Source organism: Arthrobacter sp. ISL-48 (assembly GCF_018613805.1).
Classification (GTDB): domain Bacteria; phylum Actinomycetota; class Actinomycetes; order Actinomycetales; family Micrococcaceae; genus Arthrobacter.
The window spans coordinates 650,141-673,211 of the sequence record NZ_JAGGPL010000003.1 but is presented as its reverse complement, the minus strand read 5'-3'; the positions used below and the strand labels follow the sequence as shown (position 1 = coordinate 673,211).

Here is a 23,071-nt window from a genome sequence, read left to right as displayed (position 1 = left end):
AGTTTGTTATAGATGGCTTCAGTTTGCCTTACATACTCGATTTTTGTCCAGACGTTGGATACAACTCGCTCGGCGAATTGACCGCAACGCAGCCATCGCCCTACGCTGGCGCCATGCGGTGGGATTCACTCTTCAATGACATGGAGTCACAGTTCGCCGAAGGGGACAGGCTGTCCCTGGAAGCCGAAGTCACGGAACGGGCCAGGATTGAGACGGCCGCCGTACATCTGGCTGATAGGCTGCGCGGCTCGTTAGGAGCCCACGTGGCTGTGCACCTCGCCTGTCGAACGGTCTTCGAGGGGACGCTCAGCCATGCAGGGGCGGATGCGCTGGTCCTGAATGAGGCGCGACATCAGGTTCTGATCCCGTACGCTGCCGCCGCTCGGTACGTGGGCCTGGGCCGGCTGTCGGTCGGCGAGCCGTCGGTCGTGCGGCGCGGCATCGGTTTGTCTCATGCCCTCCGCGGCCTTGCCCGCGACAGGGCCCAGCTCACAGTGACTCTCAGGGGCGGTTCGGCTCAGGACAGCGGATTGCTTGGCGTCATCGACAGGGTGGGCAGGGACTTCTTCGACCTTGCCTCGTTGAGCGTCGGCGAAGCCCGACGTGCGTCGCAGGTGAAACAGGTTTCCAGCATTCCGTTTGGCGCATTGGGTGCCATTAGGTCGCCGCGGACGTGAGCGGCATTGCTACCGCCGCCGCGGAGGCAGGGGAACTGGCGGCGAGGTCATGTCATGTCGGGTGAGCCCGGGTCAGACCGACTTCGATTTGGCTTCCTGGATCATTCGGCTGGCTTCGGCGTAGCGTTCCTCGATGTACTGCTCAAGCATCTTTTCTTCCACCCGCCACTGGCCCCGTCCGCCCACCTGGATTGCCTTGAGCTCTCCGCTGCGGACGAGCGCATACGCCGCGGGTGAATTGATCTGAAGCTGTTCGGCGACATCTGCGAGTGTGAGGAATCGGGGCATGCAACCATTTTGCCACTGCAGGGGCAAATGGGTGGCGTTATCCACAGTTTGATGCGGTTTGGTTTCTTGACTTTCTGTTAGGCCAACCTTGCCGTCACAATGAGGGTGTTCGGCGCAATCAGCCGTCGGGTGCGGAGCAAGGGGGAGAAGACGCATGAGTCCTGATGGGGCGGCCACTGGCGCAAGGTTGAAGCGGCCATCATGGAAAGATCCCCGGCTGCTGGTAGGGGTGCTGCTGGTTCTGGCATCTGTTGTGGGCGTCATCTCACTCGTCGGCAGCGCTGACCGGACCACGGAAGTGTATGCAGCCAAGGACTCCATTGCGGTAGGTGAAAAGCTGACCCCGGATAACGTCGTCCATGCCAAAGTCCGGCTTGGTGAGACTGAGGAGCACTATGTGACGGTGGAATCCGGGCTGCCCGAGGGGTTGGTCGCTGTCCAAAGAATCGGGAAAAACCAGCTGGTTCCAAGGGAAAGCCTCGGCAAGGTGGACGCGCTGGACCGTAAACCAGTAGCCGTGACCATAGAAGAGAGCCTGCCGCCCCAGGCCATTGCCGGTACCAGGGTAGACGTCTGGGTTGCCTTGCCGGATGCACGGAACGGGTTCAGTGAACCGAAGCTGCTGCTTCCCGGCGCCGAAATTGCCCAAGTGACCAGCGGATCAACCACTCTGGGGTCTTCCCGGAATACGGTGCTTATGGTCCTAGTCGCGGACAACCAGATGCCTGCGTTACTGGGGGCACAGGCGAACCACGCCAAGATTTCCGTGGTGTGGAATCCGGGTGGGGGAGCTTCATGAGCATTCCCGTGGTGACTGTGGGGCAGGCGCAGGAAGATCTCGTGGGCGGACTGGAAAGGCTTCATGGCTCCGTGACGGTCGTACGCCGGTGCGCCGAGCTGACCGAACTGCTCGCGGCCTGCCAGAGCGGACTGGCGCTGGCCGCCGTCGTTGCCGAAGGTTGCGAGGAGCTGTCGGCTTCGCTCGTTGACAGGCTAAGCGCGGTTGGGGTTGCCATCATTGCGCTGACTGACAGTCCGGCTGAAGCTGCGAGGCTACGGGGCATAGGGGTGGCCTCAGCGCTGTCGGGAATCGAATCCGCGGCCCTGGCGGGACGGATCGCCGAGGCCGTCTCCCAGCTGACCGGTTACGGACAGTCCACGGATTCCGGGAGTGGTCTGGCGGACACAGGCGCTTCGCTCAGACAACTTCCAGCTGCCTCATCCGACGTTCCTCCTCCTGCCGGATCGGGGAAAATCGTTGCCGTCTGGGGGCCGGCCGGATCTCCGGGGCGTACCTTTGTTGCAGCCAATATGGCCGGGGAACTGGCTGCTGAAGGCAAGTCGGTCCTCCTCATTGACGCCGACAGCTATGGAGCAAGCATCGCTGCTGTCCTTGGCCTTCTCGATGAATCTGCAGCCCTGGCCCAGGCGTGCAGGCTCGCGGACCAAGGGCTTCTGGACACCGAAGCGCTGCTCCGCGTGGCCGCGCCCGTAGCCACCAGGCTTGGAACGTTCCGGGTCCTGACCGGCATCACGCGGTCCGACCGCTGGACCGAGCTCCGGCCGGCGGCGCTGTCCCTGGTACTGGAGCGCGCCAGGGACATTGCTGACGTCGTGGTGGTGGATACCGGATTCTGTCTCGAAGCTGATGAAGAGCTCAGCTTCGACACCATGGCGCCCCGGCGGAACGCTGCCACCCTGCGCAGCCTTGAGCTCGCGGACACTGTGTACGCGGTCGGTTCCGCTGACCCGGTCGGGGTGCCGAGGCTGGTCCGTGGCCTGGCTGAACTGGCAACGGCTGTTCCGCACGTTTCCCCGGTTGTGGTGATGAACAAGGTGCGCGCGGCGGCAGTCGGCAGGTCGCCGGAACGGCAATTGCGTGATGCATGGGACAGATATGGCCCCTCCTCCCCAATTATCGCCTTCCTGCCAGCTGACGGTGCTGCTGCCGATGCCGCTTTGCTTGGTGGGTCATTGCTGCTGGAGACAGCTCCCGATTCGGAACTGCGACGGGCTATCGCCGATTTGGTTTGTGCACCTGCCCAACGAATTTCGCGATCCTCTGTATTTCCTTACACAGCGAGGCGTCGGGTAAAGGGTTAGGCTCACCATAAGAGCTGCAAAGGTGCAGCATCAATCTTGTGATGGAGGCGTTTGTCGATGTCGTCTGGATCCAGCGTGGAGGATCAGCCCCTTTCCATTGGAGACCGTGAAGGTTTCCTCGGGGACTACTACCAGCACCTAGCCGAAGAGGACGCCCGAAGCTATCCGCAGGAACTTTTGGCTGCCCGGGCCGAAAACCACCGACAGGTCGCATCCGTCCGGTTGCCAGGCCAGGCAAGAATATCCATCATCAACGAGGACGACAGCACTGTCGTCTACGTCGTAACGGACGATATGCCTTTCCTTGTCGACTCTGTCAATTCAGAGCTGGTTCGCCAAAACGCGGCAATCCACCTCGTCCTGCACCCGCTGTTCGTCGTCAGCCGAAACCGTGAAACCGGCCAGCTCGTCAAGGTGGACCGGGTTCCTTCACATATCGGAATTTCGAGCGGTGACACCGCCGCCATGCCGAGCGTGTCCCACCTGATCACCCAGGGCGAGAACGCATCGCACATGGAGTCGTGGATTGCAGTGGAGATCGGACGTGCCGACGACGATGCACGGGCGGCATTGCTCAAGGGGCTGGAGCGCGTACTCGGTGACGTCCGAGCCGCTGTCGAGGATTGGCCCAAAATGCGGAACAAAGCCCGGCAGATCGCCGAAAGCCTCGACAAGGTAGCCAACCCGGCACAGATCGTCGAACTCAGGCAAGCCCAGGACCTGCTCCGCTGGCTGGACGAAGGAAATTTCACCTTCCTGGGCTACCGCGAATACGACCTCGTCAATGTCGACGGAGAAGATGTCCTGGAACCCCGTGACGACAGCGGGCTCGGCCTGCTCCGGGCGGCGGCTGACTCACACCACGTCCAGCACCTGACTGAGGCCGGCCGGAACAAGGCAAGGGAAAAACGTGCGCTGGTCATCACCAAGGCCAACTCGCGGTCCACCGTTCACCGTTCTGCCTACCTTGACTACATAGGCGTCAAGAGTTTCGACGCGGCCGGAAACGTCAATGGCGAGCGCCGCTTCATTGGCCTCTTTGCGACAAGCGCCTACGCCGGCTCAGTCAGGAACATCCCGATTGTCCGGGAGAAAGTGGACGCCGTGCTGGGCGGCGCCGGGTTCCCTCCGGATTCGCATTCCGGCAAGGACCTGTTGGGAATCCTGGAAACGTACCCCCGCGACGAGTTGTTCCAGATTGAAATTCCCGATCTTGCAGCCACAGCAACCGGCATCCAGAGGCTGCAGGAGCGTCGGCGCACGCGGCTGTTCCTCAGGCCTGACATCTACGGCAGGTTCATGTCCGCCGTCGTCTACCTTCCCAGGGACCGCTACACAACCAACGTCCGCCTCCGCATCGAGGAAGAGTTGCGGGAGACGTTCCAGGCCGTGTCCATCGACTACGAGGCCAGGATGACCGAGTCCGCCCTTGCCCGGCTCTTCTTCCGCATCCGCCTGCCCAAGAACGCTGAGGTCAGCCACGTCAATGCCGAAGAGCTGGAGAAACGGCTGGTCCGCGCGGCGCGTTCCTGGAGCGAGGGGATCGCAGAAGTCCTGAGGGGGAGCGGCACCGATGAGCACGCCAAGGAGCTCGCTGCCATCTGGTCCGAAGCTTTTCCGGCCGGATACCGCGTGGACTACGAGGTCGAGGATGCCCTGCAGGACATCGCCCGCTTCGAAGAATACGGCGCGGAAGCGGAGCGGGCCGCGGGAGCCAGGCAGCAGCGCCCGGGGGTCCATGTCTATCTCCCCGAAGGTGCAGGCGCCACCCTGGAGGAAGACGCACGGGTCAAGCTTTACATGCTGGAGCCCAAGAGCCTCAGCCAGATTCTGCCGTACTTCCATAACCTGGGACTTGAGGTCCTGGACGAGCGGCCCTTCGAAATAGAGACCGCAGACCGGCGCGACTTCTTCCTCTACGACCTGGGTCTCAAATACCCTTCGGGGGTCGATCCAGTGTCCACTGGCCAGCTGCTCGCCGACTCGTTCGGAGCTGCCGTGTCCGGCGCCGTTGAATCCGATGCCTTCGACCGGCTGGTGCTGCGCGAGGGTATGCAATGGCGGCAGATTACCGTCCTGAGGGCCTACGCGCGGTACATGCGGCAGATGGGAAACACCAACTCCTTTGAGTTCATGGCGGACACCCTGCTGGCTAATCCGGAGGTCACCAAGGGCCTGAGTGCGCTGTTCGCAGCCCGCTTCGATCCCGTACTAAGCGGGGATGAACGCACCAAGGTCCAGGAAAGGGTCCGGGGGGAACTGGCGGCTGCGATTGAGCAGGTTGCAACGCTCGACGCCGACCGGGTCCTGCGCACGTTCGTCAACCTGATTGAATCCACCCTCCGCACCAACTACTACCAGTACAAGCCGCACCTGAGTTTCAAGCTTGATCCTGCGCACATCGAAGGGCTTCCTTTCCCCCGGCCGATGTTCGAGATCTGGGTCTATTCTCCCAAGGTCGAAGGCGTCCACCTCCGCTTCGGCAAGGTGGCCCGCGGCGGCCTTCGCTGGTCGGACCGCCGCGAGGACTTCCGGACCGAGATCCTGGGATTAGTGAAGGCACAGACCGTCAAGAACGCGGTCATCGTTCCCACCGGCGCGAAGGGCGGCTTCTTCGCAAAGCAACTTCCGGACCCCGCGGCGGACCGTGCCGCCTGGATGGCCGAGGGTATCGAAAGCTACAAGACCTTCATCCGCGGCCTGCTGGACCTCACTGACAACCTCGTGACCCGGCCCGACGGCGAGACCCTCGTGCCGCCGTCGGACGTGGTGCGCCACGACGACGCCGATTCCTACCTTGTGGTGGCGGCGGACAAGGGGACAGCGACGTTCTCTGACATCGCCAATGGACTGGCCGCCGAGTACGGCTTCTGGCTCGGCGACGCGTTCGCATCAGGCGGCTCGGTGGGCTACGACCACAAGGTCATGGGCATCACAGCCCGCGGTGCCTGGGAATCGGTGAAGCGCCACTTCAGCGAGCTTGACCTGGACACCCAGACCCAGCCGTTCACGGTGGTCGGTGTCGGGGACATGTCGGGTGACGTATTCGGCAACGGCATGCTGCTGAGCCACCACATCCGGTTGCTCGCCGCCTTCGACCACCGGCACATTTTCCTGGACCCTGCCCCGGATGAGGAGTCATCGTTCGCTGAGCGCCAGCGGCTGTTCGAATTGCCGCGGTCATCGTGGGACGACTACGACAAATCGCTCATCAGCGAGGGCGGCGGCGTTTTCCCCCGCCAGGCCAAGGTCATCCCCGTCTCGCCGCAGGTCCGTGCCGCGCTGGGTCTCCATGATTCAACCACGGAGCTGAGCCCGCCCGAGCTCCTCCGCGCCATCCTGCTCGCACCTGCCGATCTCCTCTACAACGGAGGGATCGGGACCTACGTCAAGGCCAGCACCGAGTCGAACGCCTTGGTGGGCGACAAGGCCAACGACGCGATCCGTGTGGACGGCAAGGATCTGCGGGTGAAGGTGGTCGGTGAAGGTGGAAACCTGGGCATGACGCAGCGCGGTCGCATCGAGGCAGCACTCCAGGGTGTCATCCTCAACACCGACGCCATCGACAACTCCGCGGGCGTGGACTGCTCGGATCATGAGGTCAACATCAAGATCTTCGTCGACCGGATGGTGGCCGCGGGCAAGCTGACTCCGGAGGAACGCCCCGGCTTCCTCGCGTCCATGACGGAAGAAGTAGGCCGGCTGGTCCTTGAAGACAACGTGGACCAGAACATCCTGCTCCTTAACGACCGCATGCGCGTTGCCGAGTGGAGCCCCAGCTATGAGCGACTGATGGACTGGCTGGAAAAGAGTGCGGACCTGAAGCGCGAGCTTGAGGCCTTGCCGACTACCGAGACACTGCGGGAACGGTTGAATCAGGGCCAGGGACTGACCTCCCCGGAACTGTCCGTGCTGGCGGCGTATGCGAAGATCGAGCTGGCTTCGGCGCTGCGCGAGAGCGACCTCGCCGACGACCCGTGGTTCCGGCGGACACTCCGCGCCTACTTCCCGCAGCAGCTCCGGGAACGCTTCGACGCGGAGCTCGATACCCATCCGCTGCGGCGCGAAATCATTGCCACGGTGGTCGCCAACGACATGGTCAACATGGGCGGGATCACCTTCGCCTTCCGCACCATGGAGGAGACGTCAGCCACCGAGGTGGCAGTGGCCAGGGCTTTCGTCGCGCTCAGGGAAATCTATGAGCTGGACGTCATGGTGGGCGAGCTTAACAACCTCCCGGCGTCGTTCCCGACCGAACATTGGAGCACTGTCCATCTGGACATCAGGCGCCTGCTGGACCGCGCCGTCCGCTGGCTACTCGGGCAGGGCGGTGTGTCACGCCCCATTGCGGACATTGTCGCTGAGTTTAAGCCGCTCATGGGTCCGATGCGCGCCCGTCTGCTTGACTACCTGCGCGGGGACGACCGCGAACGCGTCGCCGGCTGGCTGGAAAAGGGACGCGAGTGGGACCTGCCCGAAGGCATAGCACTCCGCTGGGCTGAGCTCTTCGAGAGCTTCGTCCTCCTGGACATCGCCAGGATCGCGCACGTCCGCAAAGATCCCGTCGAGGAGATCGCAGCCGTGTACTACACCGTGTTCAACCGCTTCCACGCGGATTCGCTTCTGGAACGGATCAGCAGCCTGCCGCGGCAGGACAGGTGGCAGGCTCTGGCCAGGGCGGCCCTGCGGGACGACCTGTATTCCACTGTTTCGGACATGACGACGGCGGTGCTTGAGTCGACGCGGTCTGAGGACTCTGCCGAGGACCGGCTGAGGGCGTGGGAAGGCCAAAATGCTGAGCAGCTGGGCAGGGCCAAAACCATGTTCGATGAGGTCAATTCGCTCGAAGCCGACGATATGGCTTCACTGTCGGTAGCATTGAGGCTCTTGAGGTCAATCGTCCGGCGCTAGGAATTTCCGCGTCGTAACTGGAGGTGCAGTGGCAATCTTTACGGACCCCATCAGGGAACATGCTGATTTCGGGCCGGGCGATGCCGAATGGCTGCACCTCCTCGTGGGCGACTGGCAAATGGTCGCCGACCTTGCTTTTGCCGACCTGGCCTTGTGGTTCCCGCATCCGGAACTCGGGTACGTGGCCTTGGCGCACGTCCGGCCGTCCACGACGCATACCGTCTTTCACGGAGACTTCGTGGGAGAGGGCATCCGTTCCGATCTGCAACCCCTGGTGGACAAAGCTTGGGCCAGCCGTTCCATCGAGCGGTCCAGTGAAACCAACTGGAGCAGCGACATGGCGCTGAGGGTGGAAGCTGTTCCGATGGTCCGGAACGGCCGGACCCTTGCTGTCGTGACCACCCATATGGACCTGTCCAGCTCCCGGATGCCGTCCCGTCTGGAACTCACCTACCGTCAATGTGCCTATGACCTGCTCCGGATGGGCACGCTGGGATTGTGGCCCGATTTTGCCTCGCCGACCGGCTCGCGACGTGGCGCGCCGCGTGTGGGCGATGGCCTGATCAGACTCGATACCGAGGGCATCGTGCAGTATGCGAGTCCCAACGGGGTGTCCGCCTTCCGGCGCCTGGGCGACGGCGAGTCCCTTGAGGGCCGTTCCTTGGCCGAGGTGACCGCGAGCCTGCTCAAGGACCGGCGCATGGTGGACGAGACCTTGCCTCTGGTGGTGACCGGGCGGATGCCGTGGCGGAGCGAGATCGAATCCCGCGGGGTGAGTCTTTCGTTGCGGGCCATTCCGCTCCGCGATGAGCAGCAGCGCTTTGGCGCCCTGGTGCTGTGCCGTGACGTTTCGGAGCTGCGGCGGCGGGAGATGGAACTCGTGACCAAGGACGCAACCATCCGCGAAATCCACCACAGGGTCAAGAACAATTTGCAGACGGTGGCCGCCCTGCTGCGGATGCAGTCCCGCCGGATGGTCAGCGATGAAGCCAAGCAGGGCCTCGAACAGGCGATGCGGCGTGTGGCAACCATCGCCCTGGTCCACGAGACCCTCTCGCAGGGCTTGGCGCAGAGCGTTGATTTTGACGAGCTGATCGGCCGCCAGTTCAGGCTCTCGGCTGAGGTCGCATCGCCTTCGCAGCAGGTGAAAACCGAGCGGTCCGGGCTCTTCGGTGAGCTACCCAGCGACTTCGCCACGCCGCTGGCGCTGGTCATCAACGAATTGGTGACCAACGCCGTCGAGCATGGCCTTGAGGGCAGGGCCGGAACGGTCTGGCTCCTCGCTGATCGTTCCGAGGAGGAAGACGGCGAAGAGCTCCTGACCGTCACTGTGGCCGATGACGGAGTCGGCCTGCCGGACACGCCCCATCTGGAAGGCCTGGGCCTGCAGATCGTCCGCACGCTGGTCACCAGTGAACTTGGCGGCTCTATCCAGTGGCAACCGCGGGAAGGCGGGGGAACAGCAGTGCAGATCCGGCTGAGCCTCGCGGCCAGGTAGCCGCTCCTGGGCCCTGCCGTCCTGGCGGGAAAGTGTGTTGCTGCTGGACCCTCCTGGTGGTGGGGAGTCCGGAGAACTTAAAGGCAATGGCCGCGACCCTCTGGGTCGCGGCCATTGCCTATTAAGTTGCTTTCCGCCCGTCAGGATGCGCGGCGTGCTCGTGCCGCCCGGCGCTTCAGGGCGCGGCGCTCGTCTTCGCTCATTCCGCCCCACACACCAGCGTCCTGTCCGGATTCGAGGGCCCACTGCAGGCAGGTGTCGACAACCGGGCAGCGGCGGCAGACGCTTTTGGCTTCCTCGATCTGGAGAAGGGCAGGGCCCGTATTTCCGACCGGGAAAAACAGTTCGGGGTCTTTGTCGAGGCACGCCGCGCGGTTACGCCAATCCATGCTGATCAGTTGCTCCATTTCTGGGAAGAGCCCTTTGTGAAATTATTCACTAGGGGCTACAAAGGAAAGGGGCCCGTCGGGCCCCCTTGGTCATCTGAATTAAGCCTGTCATGTTAACGCTGTGTAAACAAGGGGTAATAAGGCTCGATATCCCTGGAACGCTGAGCGATACATCACATCTGTGCTGATGGCCTTCACCACTGTCCGACTATGTCCGGTAGGGTGCCAGTGTGTCAAGACCCCCGCTGAACCCCGAAAATCCGTCGCCCGACGCCTCCTCTGACGGTACTGGCTCCCCAGACGAGCAGGAACAACTGACGCCTTCGGGCCCCGCGCGGCCTCGGGCCCTGACGGTCATAGCCCTGATCGTGGCGGTTGAAGCGACAGGCCTGTTGATCGCAGCGTGCTGGTATGGGTACCAGCTGGTCACAGGCGCACCGGTCCTCTCGTTTTGGGGTGCTGTCTTTACCCTTGGGCTTCTGCTCGCATTCTCCGTATGGCTTTATGCAGTGGGCCACTTCCTCTTCCGTGGGTACCGCTGGACCCGGGCGGCGGCCCTGGTTGCTCAATTGATTGTTCTGACCATTGGGTTCCCGACCCTGACTGGCGGGCTGGTATGGGCAGGGCTTGCCATGGTGGTGCCGGCGCTGACTGCCATTGTGCTGCTCTTCGACAAACGCGTCATCACTTATGCGTCCCGGACAGGTGGGTCATCGCCAGCCTTGTGATGCCAGGTTGGTGTCATCCGGCCTTGGGCGTCCCGCTTGGGGGCGGTCCCGGGGTCTAGGGCGTTTCCCGTTGCGGCCGTGCCGTGCCGGGCAGGGCTGGGGGAGCCCAGGCCAACTGGACAGGCGTCGACCGGCCGTCAGCGATCAGGACGCTCCGGCCCGGCGGCGGATTGGATTCCACGTCAAACCGAACACCAAAGACATCGCCGTCCATGAGCGTGCGCGGGGCGATGAGCAAACCGGTCCCCACTCCTCGTGCGCTCAGCACCAACGGAACCCGCTGGATAAGCATCGGGCTGAAGTTTGCAGTCAGGACCACGGCGAAGCCCATCGCGTTGAGCTCAGCCAGGTCCTGGTTCGCGGCCGCCGGCAGCAGATCGGCGTCATCAACCAGTGCGATGGAACCACGTTCAAGCTCGCCGGCAGCAGCCGCGCCGAGGACCTCCGCCCAGTAGTCGCACGGGTCTACGCCAGCTTTCGGTGAGAGCCAGCGGCCTGCACCGTTGTTGAGCCGTGGCAGTAACTGCAAAAGGTTCGATTTGCCCGAGGACGGGCCGCCCAGGGCAGCAAGGACTCCGCCCGCCGGCAGGCGCAGATAGACAGGTGCCAACTCGTCGCCGCCCACTCCTACGCACAGAATATGATGCCGTCGAGTTGCCGGGCCAGGTTGTCCTGCGCCGGACTGTTTCTCAAAGATCGGGGCACCGTCCCTTGCCGCCTGAGCCAGGACTTCGAGGACGGACACCTTAGCCGGTAGCGGCTCTACCCTGAAGGGACGACTGAGTGGGGGAAGGTGCCGTGCGCCTGGTACAGGACAGACCTCCCCGGCGTCCAGGGAAGGGGCGAGAAACTGGCACACCGCCACCTTGCCCACCGAGAGGGCACCGAAGGCCACTCCGCGTCCCCGCAGAGCGGCAGTCTCCGGCATTCGTGGCCAGGTGACACGGCTGTCCTCGCTGGATCCAGTCGGAAAATAGACGCGGCTTTGAATCGACGCGAAGAATCTGGCAGTCACCAGTTCACGCTGGCCGGAAAGAAGTACGGTGAGTCCCGCCTGGCCGCCGTTCCGGACAAGATCGTGGACTAAATCCTCAGCCCAAGCCAGGGGACCGGAACGGAAGGCCGAGACCCACGACCCCCATCCCGCGATGACCAGGACAAGCGGCGGGGCGTCGAGGGCGGAACGGCTCAGCCGATCGGATTGCTCCCGAGTCAGGCGCTCCAGTATGCGGACCGCTCGCCGCAATTCATGAAGGCCAGCCCGCGCACCTACCCTGTCGTGTGTGGCCATGCGGTTGAAAGTGTTGTCCGCGTCGAGGATATATAGATGCGATTCAGTGGAATGGCAAGCCAGCCCATCAACAGCCAACCCGAGCGCATCGCGGGCGCCTGACTCGGATCCGCCGATGAGGGCAAGGTGTCCATGACCGGCGGGTTCCCAGCCGAGAGGTACAGTCCGCTGTTCTTCGGGCACGTCCATGAGGCCAAGCTGGATCGACCAGCCGCTCTTGTTGGGGGGCTGCATCGATGCTCGGGCAGCTGCTGTCAGGGCTGGTTCTGTCCCGGCCAGTTCTCTCATGTCCGCTTCTGAAAGGATGGCAGGCAGTGGTGCCGCAACCGGTCTACGAACGGCTTGTCCGCCCATGGACGTCCACAGGTCCTTCAAGGCGGTGATCAGGGGAGCTGTGTCCAGCGCGGGCGTCATACCCGGTGGACCGGATGCCGCGACGCCGCTGCCTGCCGAGAACTCAAGCGCCTCGGTGGCAAGCCTGATCCTGATTCCTTTAGATTCTGCTTCGACGGCCGCGCTGCCGAGCGAAGCAGCTTGAAACTCCTGTGCCGCTTCCATCCCTCGAGCCAGATAGGCCCTTCCAGGGGTGTCCACGCTGATTGCGGCTGCGGCCTTGGAGTTGATGATGTCCACGGATTCCACCTCGGACTGCACCCGCAGGGCGATGCTGGTGGTGACGTTCGCGCGAATATCCTGGGTCAGTGCACCCTGAGGACGCTGCGTCGCCATGATCAGGTGGATGCCCAGGGAGCGGCCGATTGCTGCGATCCTCATGAGTTCGCGCAGGGCCTCGGGTGCGTCCTCCACCAGCATGCGAAATTCATCGATGACCAAAACGAGGTGGGGGAGCGGTGTGTCCTGGCCAACCGGGGAAGCCCGGTAGGACGTCAGATCGGGGGCCTGGACTGATGCAAGGAGTTCTTCGCGAAGCCTTATCTCCGCGCGGAGTGACGTGAGCGAACGTTCGAGCTCATGGCTGGTCAGGTCGGTGATAATTCCAACGCCGTGGGGGAGGCCGGTCAAGGGGCCGAGGCAGGAACCGCCCTTGAAGTCAACAAACAGGAAGTTGATGCGGTCCGGCGGGTAGCTGAGGGCCAGCGCCAAGGTCAGGCTGCGCAGAAGTTCCGACTTGCCTGAACCGGTGGTGCCGGCGACCAGGAGGTGGGGTCCATCGGTCTGGAGGTCCAGAACCCGTTTTCCGTCGGTGCCCTGTCCGACAGGAACAACGAGCCCTTGGCTCAAACGGCTGGCTGCCCACCGTGACGACGTATCCGCCGGCGACAGCGGGAGTACGTCTGCCAGCGAACATGATGCTGGAATCACTCCGCCACTGTTGACGGGGCCGGCAGCACCTCTTGCGCGTCGGCGGCAAAATCGGCTGAAGACTTGATCAGGCACAAGATCCGGTACGAAGCGGATGCATTCCGTAGGTGTCCGGAGCAGCGATCGGCGTCCGTCAAGTTCGACGTCCGCTGCCATCGTCGCGCCGTCGCCTCGTCGGAGGTGGATGACCTGCCAGTTCTCCCGGACAGCATGCGCGATATTCCCGGAACCGGTGTCGCAGGCGTCCCCGCTAGTGAGAATGAGCACCGCATGGCGATACGACGGCTCGTAACCTCGGACCAGCACTGCCTCCAGTGTTTCGCGGCTGGCTGTAAGAGTGACGCCAGGCAGGTAGCGCGCGGCCAGGGGAAGTTGCTCCGCTTCGCCGTGGACCACCACGAAGGTATCGCGGCCTCGCGGGTAGCCCCGCAGTTGCATGAGGACGGAACGGACCAAGGCGTCAATGGCGGCCCTCGGGCCCCGGACTGTGGTTAGTGGCCTCGCGGGGTCCAGGGTCAGCGGCATCAGCCCGGCAGACGGGACGGCTCTCTCCGGATCTGCTGGTTCGAAGCGAATATTCGCGTCCTGTACCGCTTGGCCAAGCCGGAGCCAGAGGCCCTCATCTGCGGCTTTCTGCATACTCAGTCCTTCGGGCGAAAGTTGCCCAGCCATTGCGAGGTCAGAAAGCGGGGGCGCGGATCGTCGTCGTCGTTCTTTGTCCTCCCGGACGGCGGCCGCAACCGCTGCGGCAAGTGCCAGGCGCTGCCTCCGCCCGGAAAAAATGGGGACCACCATGGATATTGCCGAGACCGCGGTGAACGCCAGGAACATCCACGTACCAGTGAAGACAGCTAATCCCACGCCAAGGACGAGAGGGAGCGCAGCCGTAAGGAGCAGGACGGATCGGTAGCCCGTGTCTACGTGCCGGCTGACAACCAGCGGTTGTTGGACGGAGCTGCCCGCCTCATCCAGGTCCGGGGCAGGTGAACTGAGAAAAATGAGGGACAACGTGGAACTCCCGCATCGGATGGTGGAGCACGTGGATACGACGGCGTTCCTCACTCGCTCGCCGTCCACTTCCGTCCCATTGGCACTGTCGAGATCAACGATCGTGATGGCAGTATCCGTGACAACGAGGCGCGCATGTTCCCTCGAAAGCTCCGCATCGGGGATGACGATATCGGTGCCGCTCCGCCCGATGGTGTAGGTTCCTCGCTTCAGCGGAACCACTGTTCCGGCACCTGTACCACTATGGACGGCCAAAGCCAGAGAAGAGGGGGACTCAGAGTGGGTCCGCCGTGGCCGGAGAGAGGACCGATTCCCCGCCCGGTCTACGAGGACGGCGCCGTTAATCAGGGGTGGATCCCCAAGCTTCATTGGCCCAATTCCTTGGCCGTCAACAGCGAGCTGATCTGTTCCGAACCTGCCGGCAATCGCGGCCTCGAGTTCCGCTCCGGAGGTTCCGGATGGGGCCTCTATAGTGAGTTCGACCGGCGGACCATGCAGCCCGGATCCGGGGCTGCTGGCCAGCGTGCAGTGCAGCAGCATGGCGTTGGTGTCCTAACAATCAGCTTGAATTCACGCTAGCGATGGGGCGTCCCAACTGTCTTCGGGAGGTTGCGATATGTGGATATCCCCTGATCTGGCACTGCCACTACTGCACGTGCCCCTGGCCTCGATGATGACCAGAAACATTTCGAGCCCTTCTAATGCCTCAGCCCCTCAGGAGGAAGGAGCGATCGCCATGATTTCCGTGGAACCCGAACGGGGAGCAGCTACGCGGAACACGTCGGTGCCCTCCGTGCAGTGAGGCTGAAGGAGTTTCCCTCACCGTGAGGTGCTGAAGATCAGGAGGTTCGACGGTCGATGTGGGGTCTCGGGTAGGCTAGAGCAGCAGACAATGCGCACCATTGCGCTGCCCGCTTTCGAACCAGGAGATTTTGTGACCGCTGACCTTGTCATCGTAGGCTCTGGCTTTTTTGGCCTGACAATCGCAGAACAGGCCGCCACTGAGCTCGGCTTGAACGTGGTTGTCATCGACCGCCGCCACCACATCGGTGGCAACGCCTACAGCGAAAAAGAAGAGCAGACCGGTATCGAAGTACACCGTTATGGTGCGCACCTCTTCCACACCTCCAACGAGCGAGTGTGGGATTACGTCAACCGTTTCACGACCTTCACAAACTACGTACATAAGGTCTACGGCGTGCATAAGGGCGAGGTCTATTCGCTGCCCATCAACCTGGCCACCATAAACCAGTTCTTCCGCGCGAACATGACGCCGGGCCAGGCGCAGGCCCTGATTCAGGAACAGGCCGGAGAGCTGGCGGGGACTGATCCGCAAAACCTCAATGACAAGGGAATCCAGCTCATTGGCCGGCCCTTGTACGAGGCATTTATCAAGCACTACACCGGCAAGCAGTGGCAGACCGATCCGAAGGACCTGCCGGCGGGCATCATCTCCCGCCTGCCCGTGCGCTATAACTACGACAACCGTTACTTCAACGACAAGTACGAGGGCCTGCCGACCAATGGCTACACCGCCTGGATCGAGAAGATGGCGGAGCATCCGAACATTGAAGTCAGGCTGAACACGGACTTCTTCGACGAGTCGCACGAGTACAGCAAGGACAAGGTCGTCGGCAACATCCCCGTCATCTACACTGGCCCTGTCGACCGCTACTTCGACTTTGCTGAGGGCGACCTCTCCTGGCGCACCATCGACTTCGAGGAAGAAGTGCTCGACGTCGGCGACTTCCAGGGAACCTCTGTAGTGAACTACAACGATGCCGACGTGACTTACACACGTATCATCGAGCCGCGGCACTTCCACCCCGAGCGCGAGTACCAGACGGAAAAGACCGTCATCATGCGCGAATTCTCCCGCGCGGCGGAGAAGGGCGACGAACCCTACTACCCCATCAACACCACAGCGGACAGGGAGCGCCTCGTGAAGTACCGCGACCTGGCCGCCGCGGAGAAGGACGTGCTGTTCGGCGGGCGCCTGGGCACCTATAAGTACCTTGACATGCACATGGCCATCGGCTCTGCCCTGACCATGTTCGACAACAAAATCCGGCCTCACTTTGAAGGCGGAGCGAAGCTTGAAAGCGGAGGAGTGGACGCGTGAGTGTCTCAACCAACAGCACCAAAGGCGCCGAAACTGCCCACCCCGAGGGCACCGAAACGCGCTGGGACACGCTCCAGCGTGTAATTCTGCCCAGTTCCAGCCAAATGGACACAGTACCTCTGTACATGGATATGGGCACCGCCACCGGTATCCAGCTGCCAACCGTTGGCGACCGCGACGGAAAGCCCAGCAAGGCGCAGGCCTTCAGCAGCCCGACCAAGGAAGCCCACGTTGAGGACTTTCTTTCCAGGCGCTCAACATCGGTCCGGTCCGGGGAGCGCGTTTCCTTCGGCAGCTACTTCAATGCCTTTCCGGCAAGCTATTGGCGCCGCTGGACCACAGTCGAAAGCATCCGTCTCCATGTGCGAACCCAGGGTACCGGGTCAGTCATTGTTTACAAGTCGAATGCACGCGGGTCGCTGCAGCGCGTAGATACCCGTCGGGTTGAAGGAATTTCGGAGAACTTCTTTGAGCTGTCGCTGGCTCCGTTCGGCGATGGCGGCTGGTACTGGTTTGACCTTGTGGCCAGCTCGGAACCGCTTGTTATGCTCGACGCCGAATGGCAGGGGCCGGCGGTTGATACTCACCCGGGAGCTGTAACACTTCAGATCACGACACTGAACAAGACTGACTTCTGCCTCAATAACCTCCGGCTCCTCGCAGAAAACGTTGAAGCACTGGAGCACGTTCAGGAAATTCTTATTGTGGACCAAGGTTCACAGAAGGTCTCCGACGCCGCGGGTTATGAAGAGGTCCGGGACTCCCTGAACGGGAAACTGCGGATTATCAACCAGTCCAACCTCGGCGGGTCAGGGGGATTTGCCAGAGGCATGTTCGAGGCCGTTGAAAATGGCAGCGACTACGTCCTGCTGATGGACGACGACGTCGTCGTTGAGCCGGAAAGCATCATCCGGCTCCTGACTTTCGCTGACCGTTGCAAGACGCCCACCATCGTTGGCGGACACATGTTCGACCTCTACAACCGGACAGTTCTGCATACCTTCGGCGAGGTAGTTAACCCGTACAGGTTCCAGCCGTCACTTCCCAACGACGAGATGATCCTTGGACATGACTTCATGTCCTCGAACCTGCGTCAGACGTCCTGGCTGCACCGACGCTGCGATGTGGACTACAACGGCTGGTGGATGTGTCTGGTGCCGACGCAGGTAATCCGAGAGATCGGACTCTCCCTGCCCCTGTTCATCAAGTGGGACGATTCCGAATATGGCCTCCGGGCGAAGGCACACGGTTTCCCAACTGTTTCCCTTCCCGGATCAGCTGTCTGGCACGTGTCCTGGATTGACAAAGATGACCTTGTCGGCTGGCAGGCTTACTTCCACGCCCGTAACCGGGCAATCGTCGCGCTCCTGCACAGTCCCTATGAATACGGGGGCGGGGTGGTCAAAGAATCCCAGCAACATGATGTCAAGCACCTCGTGTCGATGCAGTACGCGACGGCACACGGACGCCGCTGGGCCCTTGAAGACGTGCTGTCAGGCCCCGAGGGCCTGCGGGACCTGTTGCCGTCCAAATTGCCCGAGATCCGGAAAATGATGGCCGGCTACTCCGACTCCGTCTTTCATGCGGATCCTGATGACTTCCCGGCTCCAAAAATGGATAAGCCTCCCCGCAGGGGACATGGGATCTCAAAGCCGTCCGCGATGTCGCTTGTTCCGTGGGCCGCCAAGACCGTCATCCGACAGCTTGCCAGTCCGGTTAGCGGATCTAGCGCCGAACGTCCACAGGCCACTGTTGCCCATCAGGACAACCGCTGGTGGCGCATGGCGCAGTACGACAGCGCCGTAGTGTCCAACGCTGAAGGTACAGGCGCATCGTGGTACCGCCGCGATCCAAAGAAGCTCCGCGGGATGCTGGCAGGAAGCGCTCGCCTGCACTCGGCTCTGCTCAAGGACTGGCCCGCACTGAGCCAGCGGTACAAGGCTGCACTGAACGACCTCACGTCGATCGAGTCCTGGAGGAAGACGTTCGAGCAGCACACTCAGAACGAGATCAAGTGAGCCAGATCAGTCTTAGGGAACTAACCACACCGGGTCTGGGCGGGGGACTGCGCGATATTCGTCAGTCTAGCTTCCTGTTGAAGCTGCTGGTACGCAAGGAACTCAAGGTGCGATACCGCGGGTCTGTGCTTGGCCTGCTCTGGTCCTATGTGAAGCCCGGCGTGCAGTTTATCGTCTTCTATGTGGCGCTTGGTGTGTTCCTGGGGCTGGAGCGCAGTCCTAAGAATCCCGATGGGTTGGCCAATTACGCCATTTATCTGTTTTCAGGCATTGTATTGATCAACTTCTTCTCCGAGGCGCTGGGCAACGCCGCGCGTTCGATAGTGGCCAACGGTAACCTCATCAAAAAGATCTACCTTCCACGCGAGCTGTTTCCTGTGGCCTCCGTCTGGGTGTCCGCCGTTCATTTTTTCCCACAACTGGTCGTGTTGGTGGCCGCCTGCATCTTTGCCGGATGGCATCCGGATGCCATCCAACTGCTGGCCGGGATCGCAGGTTTCGTCATTGTGGGCCTGTTGGCCACCGGGCTGGGACTGTTGTTCGGTTCCGCGAATGTCTACTTCCGGGATTCGGAAAATCTTGTGGACATGTTGCTAATGGTTGCTACTTGGGCTTCGCCTGTGATGTACGCATGGACCATGGTGCAAGCGAAGCTTGGTTCAGTGGCCTATTCGGTCTACCAGGCGAATCCCGTCACTATCGGCGTTGAGCTGTTCCATTATGCATTTTGGTTTCCAACAACTGACGGTTCTGCGGCGATGCCACCGAACCTGTTCAGCCTCTGGTTGCCTGTGGGGCTGGTAGTAGCCTTGCTGGTCCTGGGACTGGGCCAATTGACTTTTCGACGGCTTGAAGGCCGCTTCGCGCAGGAGCTGTGAGTGGTTAACGCAATAGAGGTTTCTGATGTCAGCAAGCAGTTTGTGCTGCGCCATACCAGATCCATAAAGGAAGCCGTTGTCTGGCTGTCCAAGGGCAGGAAGGGCGATCTGTCCGAGAAGTTCCACGCCCTCAAGAATGTCTCCATGGACATAGAGACGGGTGAGACCGTCGCCCTTCTGGGCCTGAACGGTTCGGGAAAATCCACACTCCTGAAGCACATTTCAGGAGTGATGCTGCCCGACTCCGGCACGGTGCGGACAGGGGGCCGCGTGGCGGGCCTGATCGAAGTGGGGGCGGGCTTCCATCCGGATCTTTCCGGCCGCGACAACGTGTACCTCAACGGCGCCATCCTGGGCATGACCGAACAACAGATCAACGACCGCTTCGACGCGATCGTAGAATTCTCCGAGATCGGCCAGTTCATCGATACGGAAGTGAAGTTCTACTCGTCAGGAATGTACCTGAGGCTGGCGTTCTCTGTAGCGGTACATACGGATCCAGAAGTCTTCCTGATTGACGAGATTCTCGCCGTCGGAGACGAACCCTTCCAGCGGAAGTGCATCGACAAGATCCAGGAATTGGCGCGGAACGGCAAGACGCTCGTGGTGGTAAGCCATGATTTAGACCTTGTTGCACGGATATGTTCCCGAGGCGTCGTGTTGGAACATGGTCAGGTCCTCTTTGATGGAAAAATTGATTCTGCCGTTCAGTTTCTGCGCAACAGGTAGTATGCCGTCCGGATCCTCCGGACCCGACGAGTAAGCAGGTTATAAGTTGGCAGTCTGGACTGACGCATGGGTGCCCTTTTTTGCGGCACTTTTGATCGTAACCCTGCCCGGTGTGGTCGTAACAAGAGCTGCAGGCCTGCGATCGATGAGCGCAATAGCCCTGGCCCCGCTGATGAGCATTTCGGTTATGAGCGTGACAGCCGTTGCCGCACCGATCGCAGGTGTGAGCTGGGGGATTGTCGCGGTTGTCGCGGGAACCTTGGTGACGGCCGCCGCGACCTGGGTCGTTCGATCTCTGCTTGCAAAGAGATTCGGCTGGGAGCGGGCGCACATTCAGTGGGGATTCGCACTCACGCCTGCGACGGCCATCGGCATCGCCGCCGGATCCGGTGTAATTCTCGTCCGCCTCGGCAGGATTTTTGGCAGTCCGGATTACGTCTCCCAGACGGCAGACAACGTCTTCCACTTGAATGCGGTCCGCTACGTTATCGAGAGCGGTAGCGCGTCATCCCTGACCCTAGGAGCAGCGGGAGGAGGCGCTCCTTCCTTCTACCCGGCCGCATGGCATGGAATAGCTGCTCTGATCGTTCAAACCTCTGGCTCTTCCATACCGGAAGCAGTCGCCAGCCTAAACTTGATCATAGGTGCGCTGGTGTGGCCGCTCTCCATGTGGTTTTTTTGCCGCACGCTTTTTGGCGGTTCAACCGTCATGAATGTGGGATTCGGAGTCCTTGTTTCGTCGTTTTCTGCATTCCCGTACCTTTTGGTTGACTGGGGAGTCCTATATCCAAACTATCTCGGGATGGCCGCGCTGCCAGCGGTCGCAGGGATTGGACTGCTGCTGTGCCGTAACGGATTCCTGTCGTCTGGCCAGGGCATCATGCTGCCGTGGCTGGGACTCATAGGACTGGCGGGCATTAGCCTCAGCCACCCCAACAGCGTAATATGCCTGATCGTCATCCTTGTTCCATACCTGCTGTCCCGCACGCTTCGCCGCTCGGTGTTAACCTCGTTTGCCCACTGGACAATCCGGCGGCGGATTCTCAAGCTTGCCGCCTCCTTAGGCCTGGCAGTTGCTATAGCGACGGCGTGGGTCGTCCTGCGCCCATTCCCGTTTACGTCGTTTAATGTCACGTGGCCCCCGTATCAAAGTTCAGCCCAGGCGGTAGGAGAGGCGCTCTTTACCACCCATTCAGCGAGGGGAGCTGCATGGGCGACAGGAGTTCTTTTGATTTTTGGCCTTTGGTTGGCCCTCAGCCACCGGGGATACAGATGGTTGGCCATCAGTTTCTTGATGTGGACCCTTCTCCTGGTGTCCGTCACGGCATGGCAGCCATCCGTAATGCGTGCGTTTCTCACTGGTGGTTGGTTTGATGACTACAAGAGGGTCGCCGCAGGTCTTGTTCTGGTCGGACTGCCTTTGTCATTGTTGGCGTTTATCGGCTTCTACCGCATTGTCGCCAAGTATCTCGGGAGCCTTCGAAAGTCTAGCCATGCATGGGAGATTAGTGCCTCCCTCGCTCTAATAGCTGTGCCCGTCCTTCTTATCGCCCAGACAGGGGCAATCCGGGACGCATCGAACGCTGCGCATTCCAACTACAGCCTGGGCCCAGGGTCTCCAATAATGTCAGCTGACGAATTTGAGTTATACAAGGAACTCCCTGAGGTGGTACACGACGATGGCGTGATCGCCGGGAACCCCTGGGATGGGAGCGCTTGGGCGTATTTCGTCTCCGGCAAGCACGTTCTGTTTCCCCATGTGCTCGCGGCGATGAATGCGGATAAGACGGTGATTGCCAAGTCACTGAATACGGCCGCCACGAATCCCGAAGTATGCGCCGCTGCGAGGCGGCTGAACGTGGAATATGCGATTAATTCGGACGAGCTGATCTATTTACCTGGTAACCCAAACAATCAGGCCTATCCAGGTTTGGCGGGCTTGGACAGGGCACCCGGGTTCGAACTTATTGCCCAAGTGGGAGCCAACCGTCTCTACAAGCTGGTTGCGTGCTAAATCCATAGGTTGTACAAATCTTTAGTCGCTCCCCTCCCTGAGAGAAGACGGGCTTAGTTACGAAAAGCGCCCTAAAGGAGCGGATTGATTCCAGCTACCTTAGGGCGCTTTAGCGCACGTATAGATTTTCAGATCGTCGTTTCAAGGAGTTCCAGCAAGTACGAGCCGTAACCGCTCTTGACCAACGGTTCGGCGCGTTTACGCAGTTCATCATCGTTAAGGAAGCCCACTCGCCAAGCGATCTCTTCAGGGGCGCCGATCTTCAGACCCTGACGATTCTCGACGGTGCGGATGAAGTTCGAGGCGTCGCTGAGATCATTGAACGTCCCAGTGTCCAGCCACGCGGTGCCGCGGGGAAGGATCTCAACCTGAAGTTTCCCTCTTTCCAGGTAGATGCGGTTAATATCTGTGATTTCCAGTTCACCCCGCGCCGAGGGTTCAAGGTTCCGTGCTATCTCAATTACGTCATTATCGTAGAAGTAGAGACCGGGAACGGCGTAGTGACTACGAGGCTTAGCAGGCTTCTCTTCCAGTGAGAGCGCCTTGCCGTTGTCGTCAAACTCCACTACCCCATACGCCTTGGGATCCTTGACCCAGTAACCGAAGACGGCACCGCCGTCGATGTCTGCGTGGCGTCGAAGCTGGGTTCCCATTCCTTGCCCGTAAAATATGTTGTCCCCGAGAACCAAGGCGACGGTGTCATTGCCGATGTGTTCCGAGCCAAGGATGAAAGCTTGGGCGAGTCCGTCAGGGGACGGCTGTTGAACATAAGTTAGATTCACACCGAACTGAGTACCGTCGCCCAACAGTCGCTGGAACTGCTCTGCGTCATGTGGCGTCGTAATGATGAGGATGTCGCGAATCCCGGCAAGGATCAACGTCGACAACGGGTAGTAGATCATTGGCTTGTCGTAGACAGGCACAAGCTGCTTACTGATGCCGAGGGTGATGGGGTGGAGCCGGGACCCAGTCCCGCCAGCCAATATAATTCCGCGCATGAACCTACATCTTTCCGTAATACTGCCGCATCGCCAAACCAGCCCCATAGTGGTCCAGCGGGCAGTGCAGACAGCGGTGTGCCTTCAGCTTGGTAA

At 61.2% G+C, this 23,071-nt stretch carries 15 protein-coding genes; 11 read left to right on the top strand and 4 right to left on the bottom strand.

Annotated features, from left to right (window positions below; genetic code table 11):
* Positions 1 to 113: 113 nt before the first annotated feature.
* Positions 114 to 677 (top strand): hypothetical protein, encoded by a 564-nt coding sequence (locus J7E83_RS06965; protein WP_214960287.1) that lies wholly within the window; start codon positions 114 to 116, stop codon positions 675 to 677.
* A 72-nt stretch (positions 678 to 749) separates the two neighbouring features.
* Here J7E83_RS06965 and J7E83_RS06960 read toward each other — a convergent pair whose 3' ends face one another.
* The gene (locus J7E83_RS06960; RefSeq protein WP_015937610.1) at positions 750 to 965 is read right to left on the bottom strand and encodes a helix-turn-helix domain-containing protein; all 216 of its coding nucleotides are present in this window, start codon (positions 963 to 965) and stop codon (positions 750 to 752) included.
* Positions 966 to 1,119: 154 nt separating this feature from the next.
* On the opposite strand from J7E83_RS06960, the gene J7E83_RS06955 reads away from it, so the two are divergent.
* From J7E83_RS06955 to J7E83_RS06940, 4 genes are read left to right on the top strand one after another with little or no spacing between them, the layout of a single operon-like run.
* The gene (locus J7E83_RS06955) at positions 1,120 to 1,764 is read left to right on the top strand and encodes a hypothetical protein (protein ID WP_214960286.1); all 645 of its coding nucleotides are present in this window, start codon (positions 1,120 to 1,122) and stop codon (positions 1,762 to 1,764) included.
* Positions 1,761 to 3,068 (top strand): P-loop NTPase, encoded by a 1,308-nt coding sequence (locus J7E83_RS06950; RefSeq protein WP_214960285.1) that lies wholly within the window; start codon positions 1,761 to 1,763, stop codon positions 3,066 to 3,068. The genes J7E83_RS06955 and J7E83_RS06950 overlap by 4 nt, the downstream gene beginning before the upstream one ends.
* A 57-nt stretch (positions 3,069 to 3,125) precedes the next feature.
* Positions 3,126 to 7,979: an NAD-glutamate dehydrogenase gene (locus J7E83_RS06945; RefSeq protein WP_214960284.1), complete on the top strand. Its 4,854-nt coding sequence runs from the start codon at positions 3,126 to 3,128 to the stop codon at positions 7,977 to 7,979.
* A 28-nt stretch (positions 7,980 to 8,007) separates the two neighbouring features.
* Positions 8,008 to 9,477 carry a sensor histidine kinase gene (locus tag J7E83_RS06940; protein WP_214960282.1) on the top strand — a complete coding sequence of 490 codons (1,470 nt, stop codon included), beginning with the start codon at positions 8,008 to 8,010 and terminating at the stop codon, positions 9,475 to 9,477.
* Positions 9,478 to 9,617: 140 nt separating this feature from the next.
* Here the strand turns inward: J7E83_RS06940 and J7E83_RS06935 are convergent, their stop codons facing one another.
* Positions 9,618 to 9,866 (bottom strand): WhiB family transcriptional regulator, encoded by a 249-nt coding sequence (locus J7E83_RS06935; RefSeq protein ID WP_003804966.1) that lies wholly within the window; start codon positions 9,864 to 9,866, stop codon positions 9,618 to 9,620.
* A gap of 314 nt (positions 9,867 to 10,180) precedes the next feature.
* Here J7E83_RS06935 and J7E83_RS06930 point away from each other — a divergent pair, with 314 nt between their 5' ends.
* A complete protein-coding gene (locus tag J7E83_RS06930; RefSeq protein WP_214961058.1) occupies positions 10,181 to 10,594 on the top strand; it encodes a hypothetical protein in 414 nt (137 codons plus the stop codon).
* A 55-nt stretch (positions 10,595 to 10,649) separates the two neighbouring features.
* Here the strand turns inward: J7E83_RS06930 and J7E83_RS06925 are convergent, their stop codons facing one another.
* On the bottom strand, positions 10,650 to 14,756 hold the full coding sequence (locus tag J7E83_RS06925) for an FtsK/SpoIIIE domain-containing protein (RefSeq protein ID WP_214960281.1): 4,107 nt from the start codon (positions 14,754 to 14,756) through the stop codon (positions 10,650 to 10,652).
* Between the two features lie 394 nt (positions 14,757 to 15,150).
* Here J7E83_RS06925 and glf point away from each other — a divergent pair, with 394 nt between their 5' ends.
* The 5 genes from glf (at position 15,151) to J7E83_RS06900 (ending at position 21,977) form a co-directional block, all read left to right on the top strand.
* Positions 15,151 to 16,338, top strand: coding sequence for a UDP-galactopyranose mutase (gene glf / locus J7E83_RS06920; RefSeq protein ID WP_214960279.1), 1,188 nt, complete (start codon positions 15,151 to 15,153; stop codon positions 16,336 to 16,338).
* Positions 16,335 to 18,356: a glycosyltransferase gene (locus J7E83_RS06915; protein ID WP_396020502.1), complete on the top strand. Its 2,022-nt coding sequence runs from the start codon at positions 16,335 to 16,337 to the stop codon at positions 18,354 to 18,356. The genes glf and J7E83_RS06915 overlap by 4 nt, the downstream gene beginning before the upstream one ends.
* The gene (locus tag J7E83_RS06910; protein ID WP_396020501.1) at positions 18,353 to 19,234 is read left to right on the top strand and encodes an ABC transporter permease; all 882 of its coding nucleotides are present in this window, start codon (positions 18,353 to 18,355) and stop codon (positions 19,232 to 19,234) included. The genes J7E83_RS06915 and J7E83_RS06910 overlap by 4 nt, the downstream gene beginning before the upstream one ends.
* Complete coding sequence (locus J7E83_RS06905) at positions 19,235 to 19,963, top strand: ABC transporter ATP-binding protein (RefSeq protein ID WP_214960277.1); 729 nt, start codon at positions 19,235 to 19,237, stop codon at positions 19,961 to 19,963.
* Between the two features lie 70 nt (positions 19,964 to 20,033).
* Complete coding sequence (locus J7E83_RS06900; protein ID WP_311379614.1) at positions 20,034 to 21,977, top strand: DUF6541 family protein; 1,944 nt, start codon at positions 20,034 to 20,036, stop codon at positions 21,975 to 21,977.
* A 128-nt stretch (positions 21,978 to 22,105) separates the two neighbouring features.
* Here the strand turns inward: J7E83_RS06900 and rfbA are convergent, their stop codons facing one another.
* Entirely contained in the window at positions 22,106 to 22,975 is an 870-nt protein-coding gene (gene rfbA / locus J7E83_RS06895) for a glucose-1-phosphate thymidylyltransferase RfbA (RefSeq protein ID WP_214960272.1), read from the bottom strand.
* Positions 22,976 to 23,071: the final 96 nt, after the last annotated feature.

Coding starts and splice junctions, on each gene's coding strand:
- J7E83_RS06965 (WP_214960287.1), top strand. CDS start 114: ATGCGGTGGGATTCACTCTTCAATGACATGGAGTCACAGTTCGCCGAA.
- J7E83_RS06960 (WP_015937610.1), bottom strand. CDS start 965: ATGCCCCGATTCCTCACACTCGCAGATGTCGCCGAACAGCTTCAGATC.
- J7E83_RS06955 (WP_214960286.1), top strand. CDS start 1,120: ATGAGTCCTGATGGGGCGGCCACTGGCGCAAGGTTGAAGCGGCCATCA.
- J7E83_RS06950 (WP_214960285.1), top strand. CDS start 1,761: ATGAGCATTCCCGTGGTGACTGTGGGGCAGGCGCAGGAAGATCTCGTG.
- J7E83_RS06945 (WP_214960284.1), top strand. CDS start 3,126: ATGTCGTCTGGATCCAGCGTGGAGGATCAGCCCCTTTCCATTGGAGAC.
- J7E83_RS06935 (WP_003804966.1), bottom strand. CDS start 9,866: ATGGATTGGCGTAACCGCGCGGCGTGCCTCGACAAAGACCCCGAACTG.
- J7E83_RS06925 (WP_214960281.1), bottom strand. CDS start 14,756: ATGCTGCTGCACTGCACGCTGGCCAGCAGCCCCGGATCCGGGCTGCAT.
- rfbA (WP_214960272.1), bottom strand. CDS start 22,975: ATGCGCGGAATTATATTGGCTGGCGGGACTGGGTCCCGGCTCCACCCC.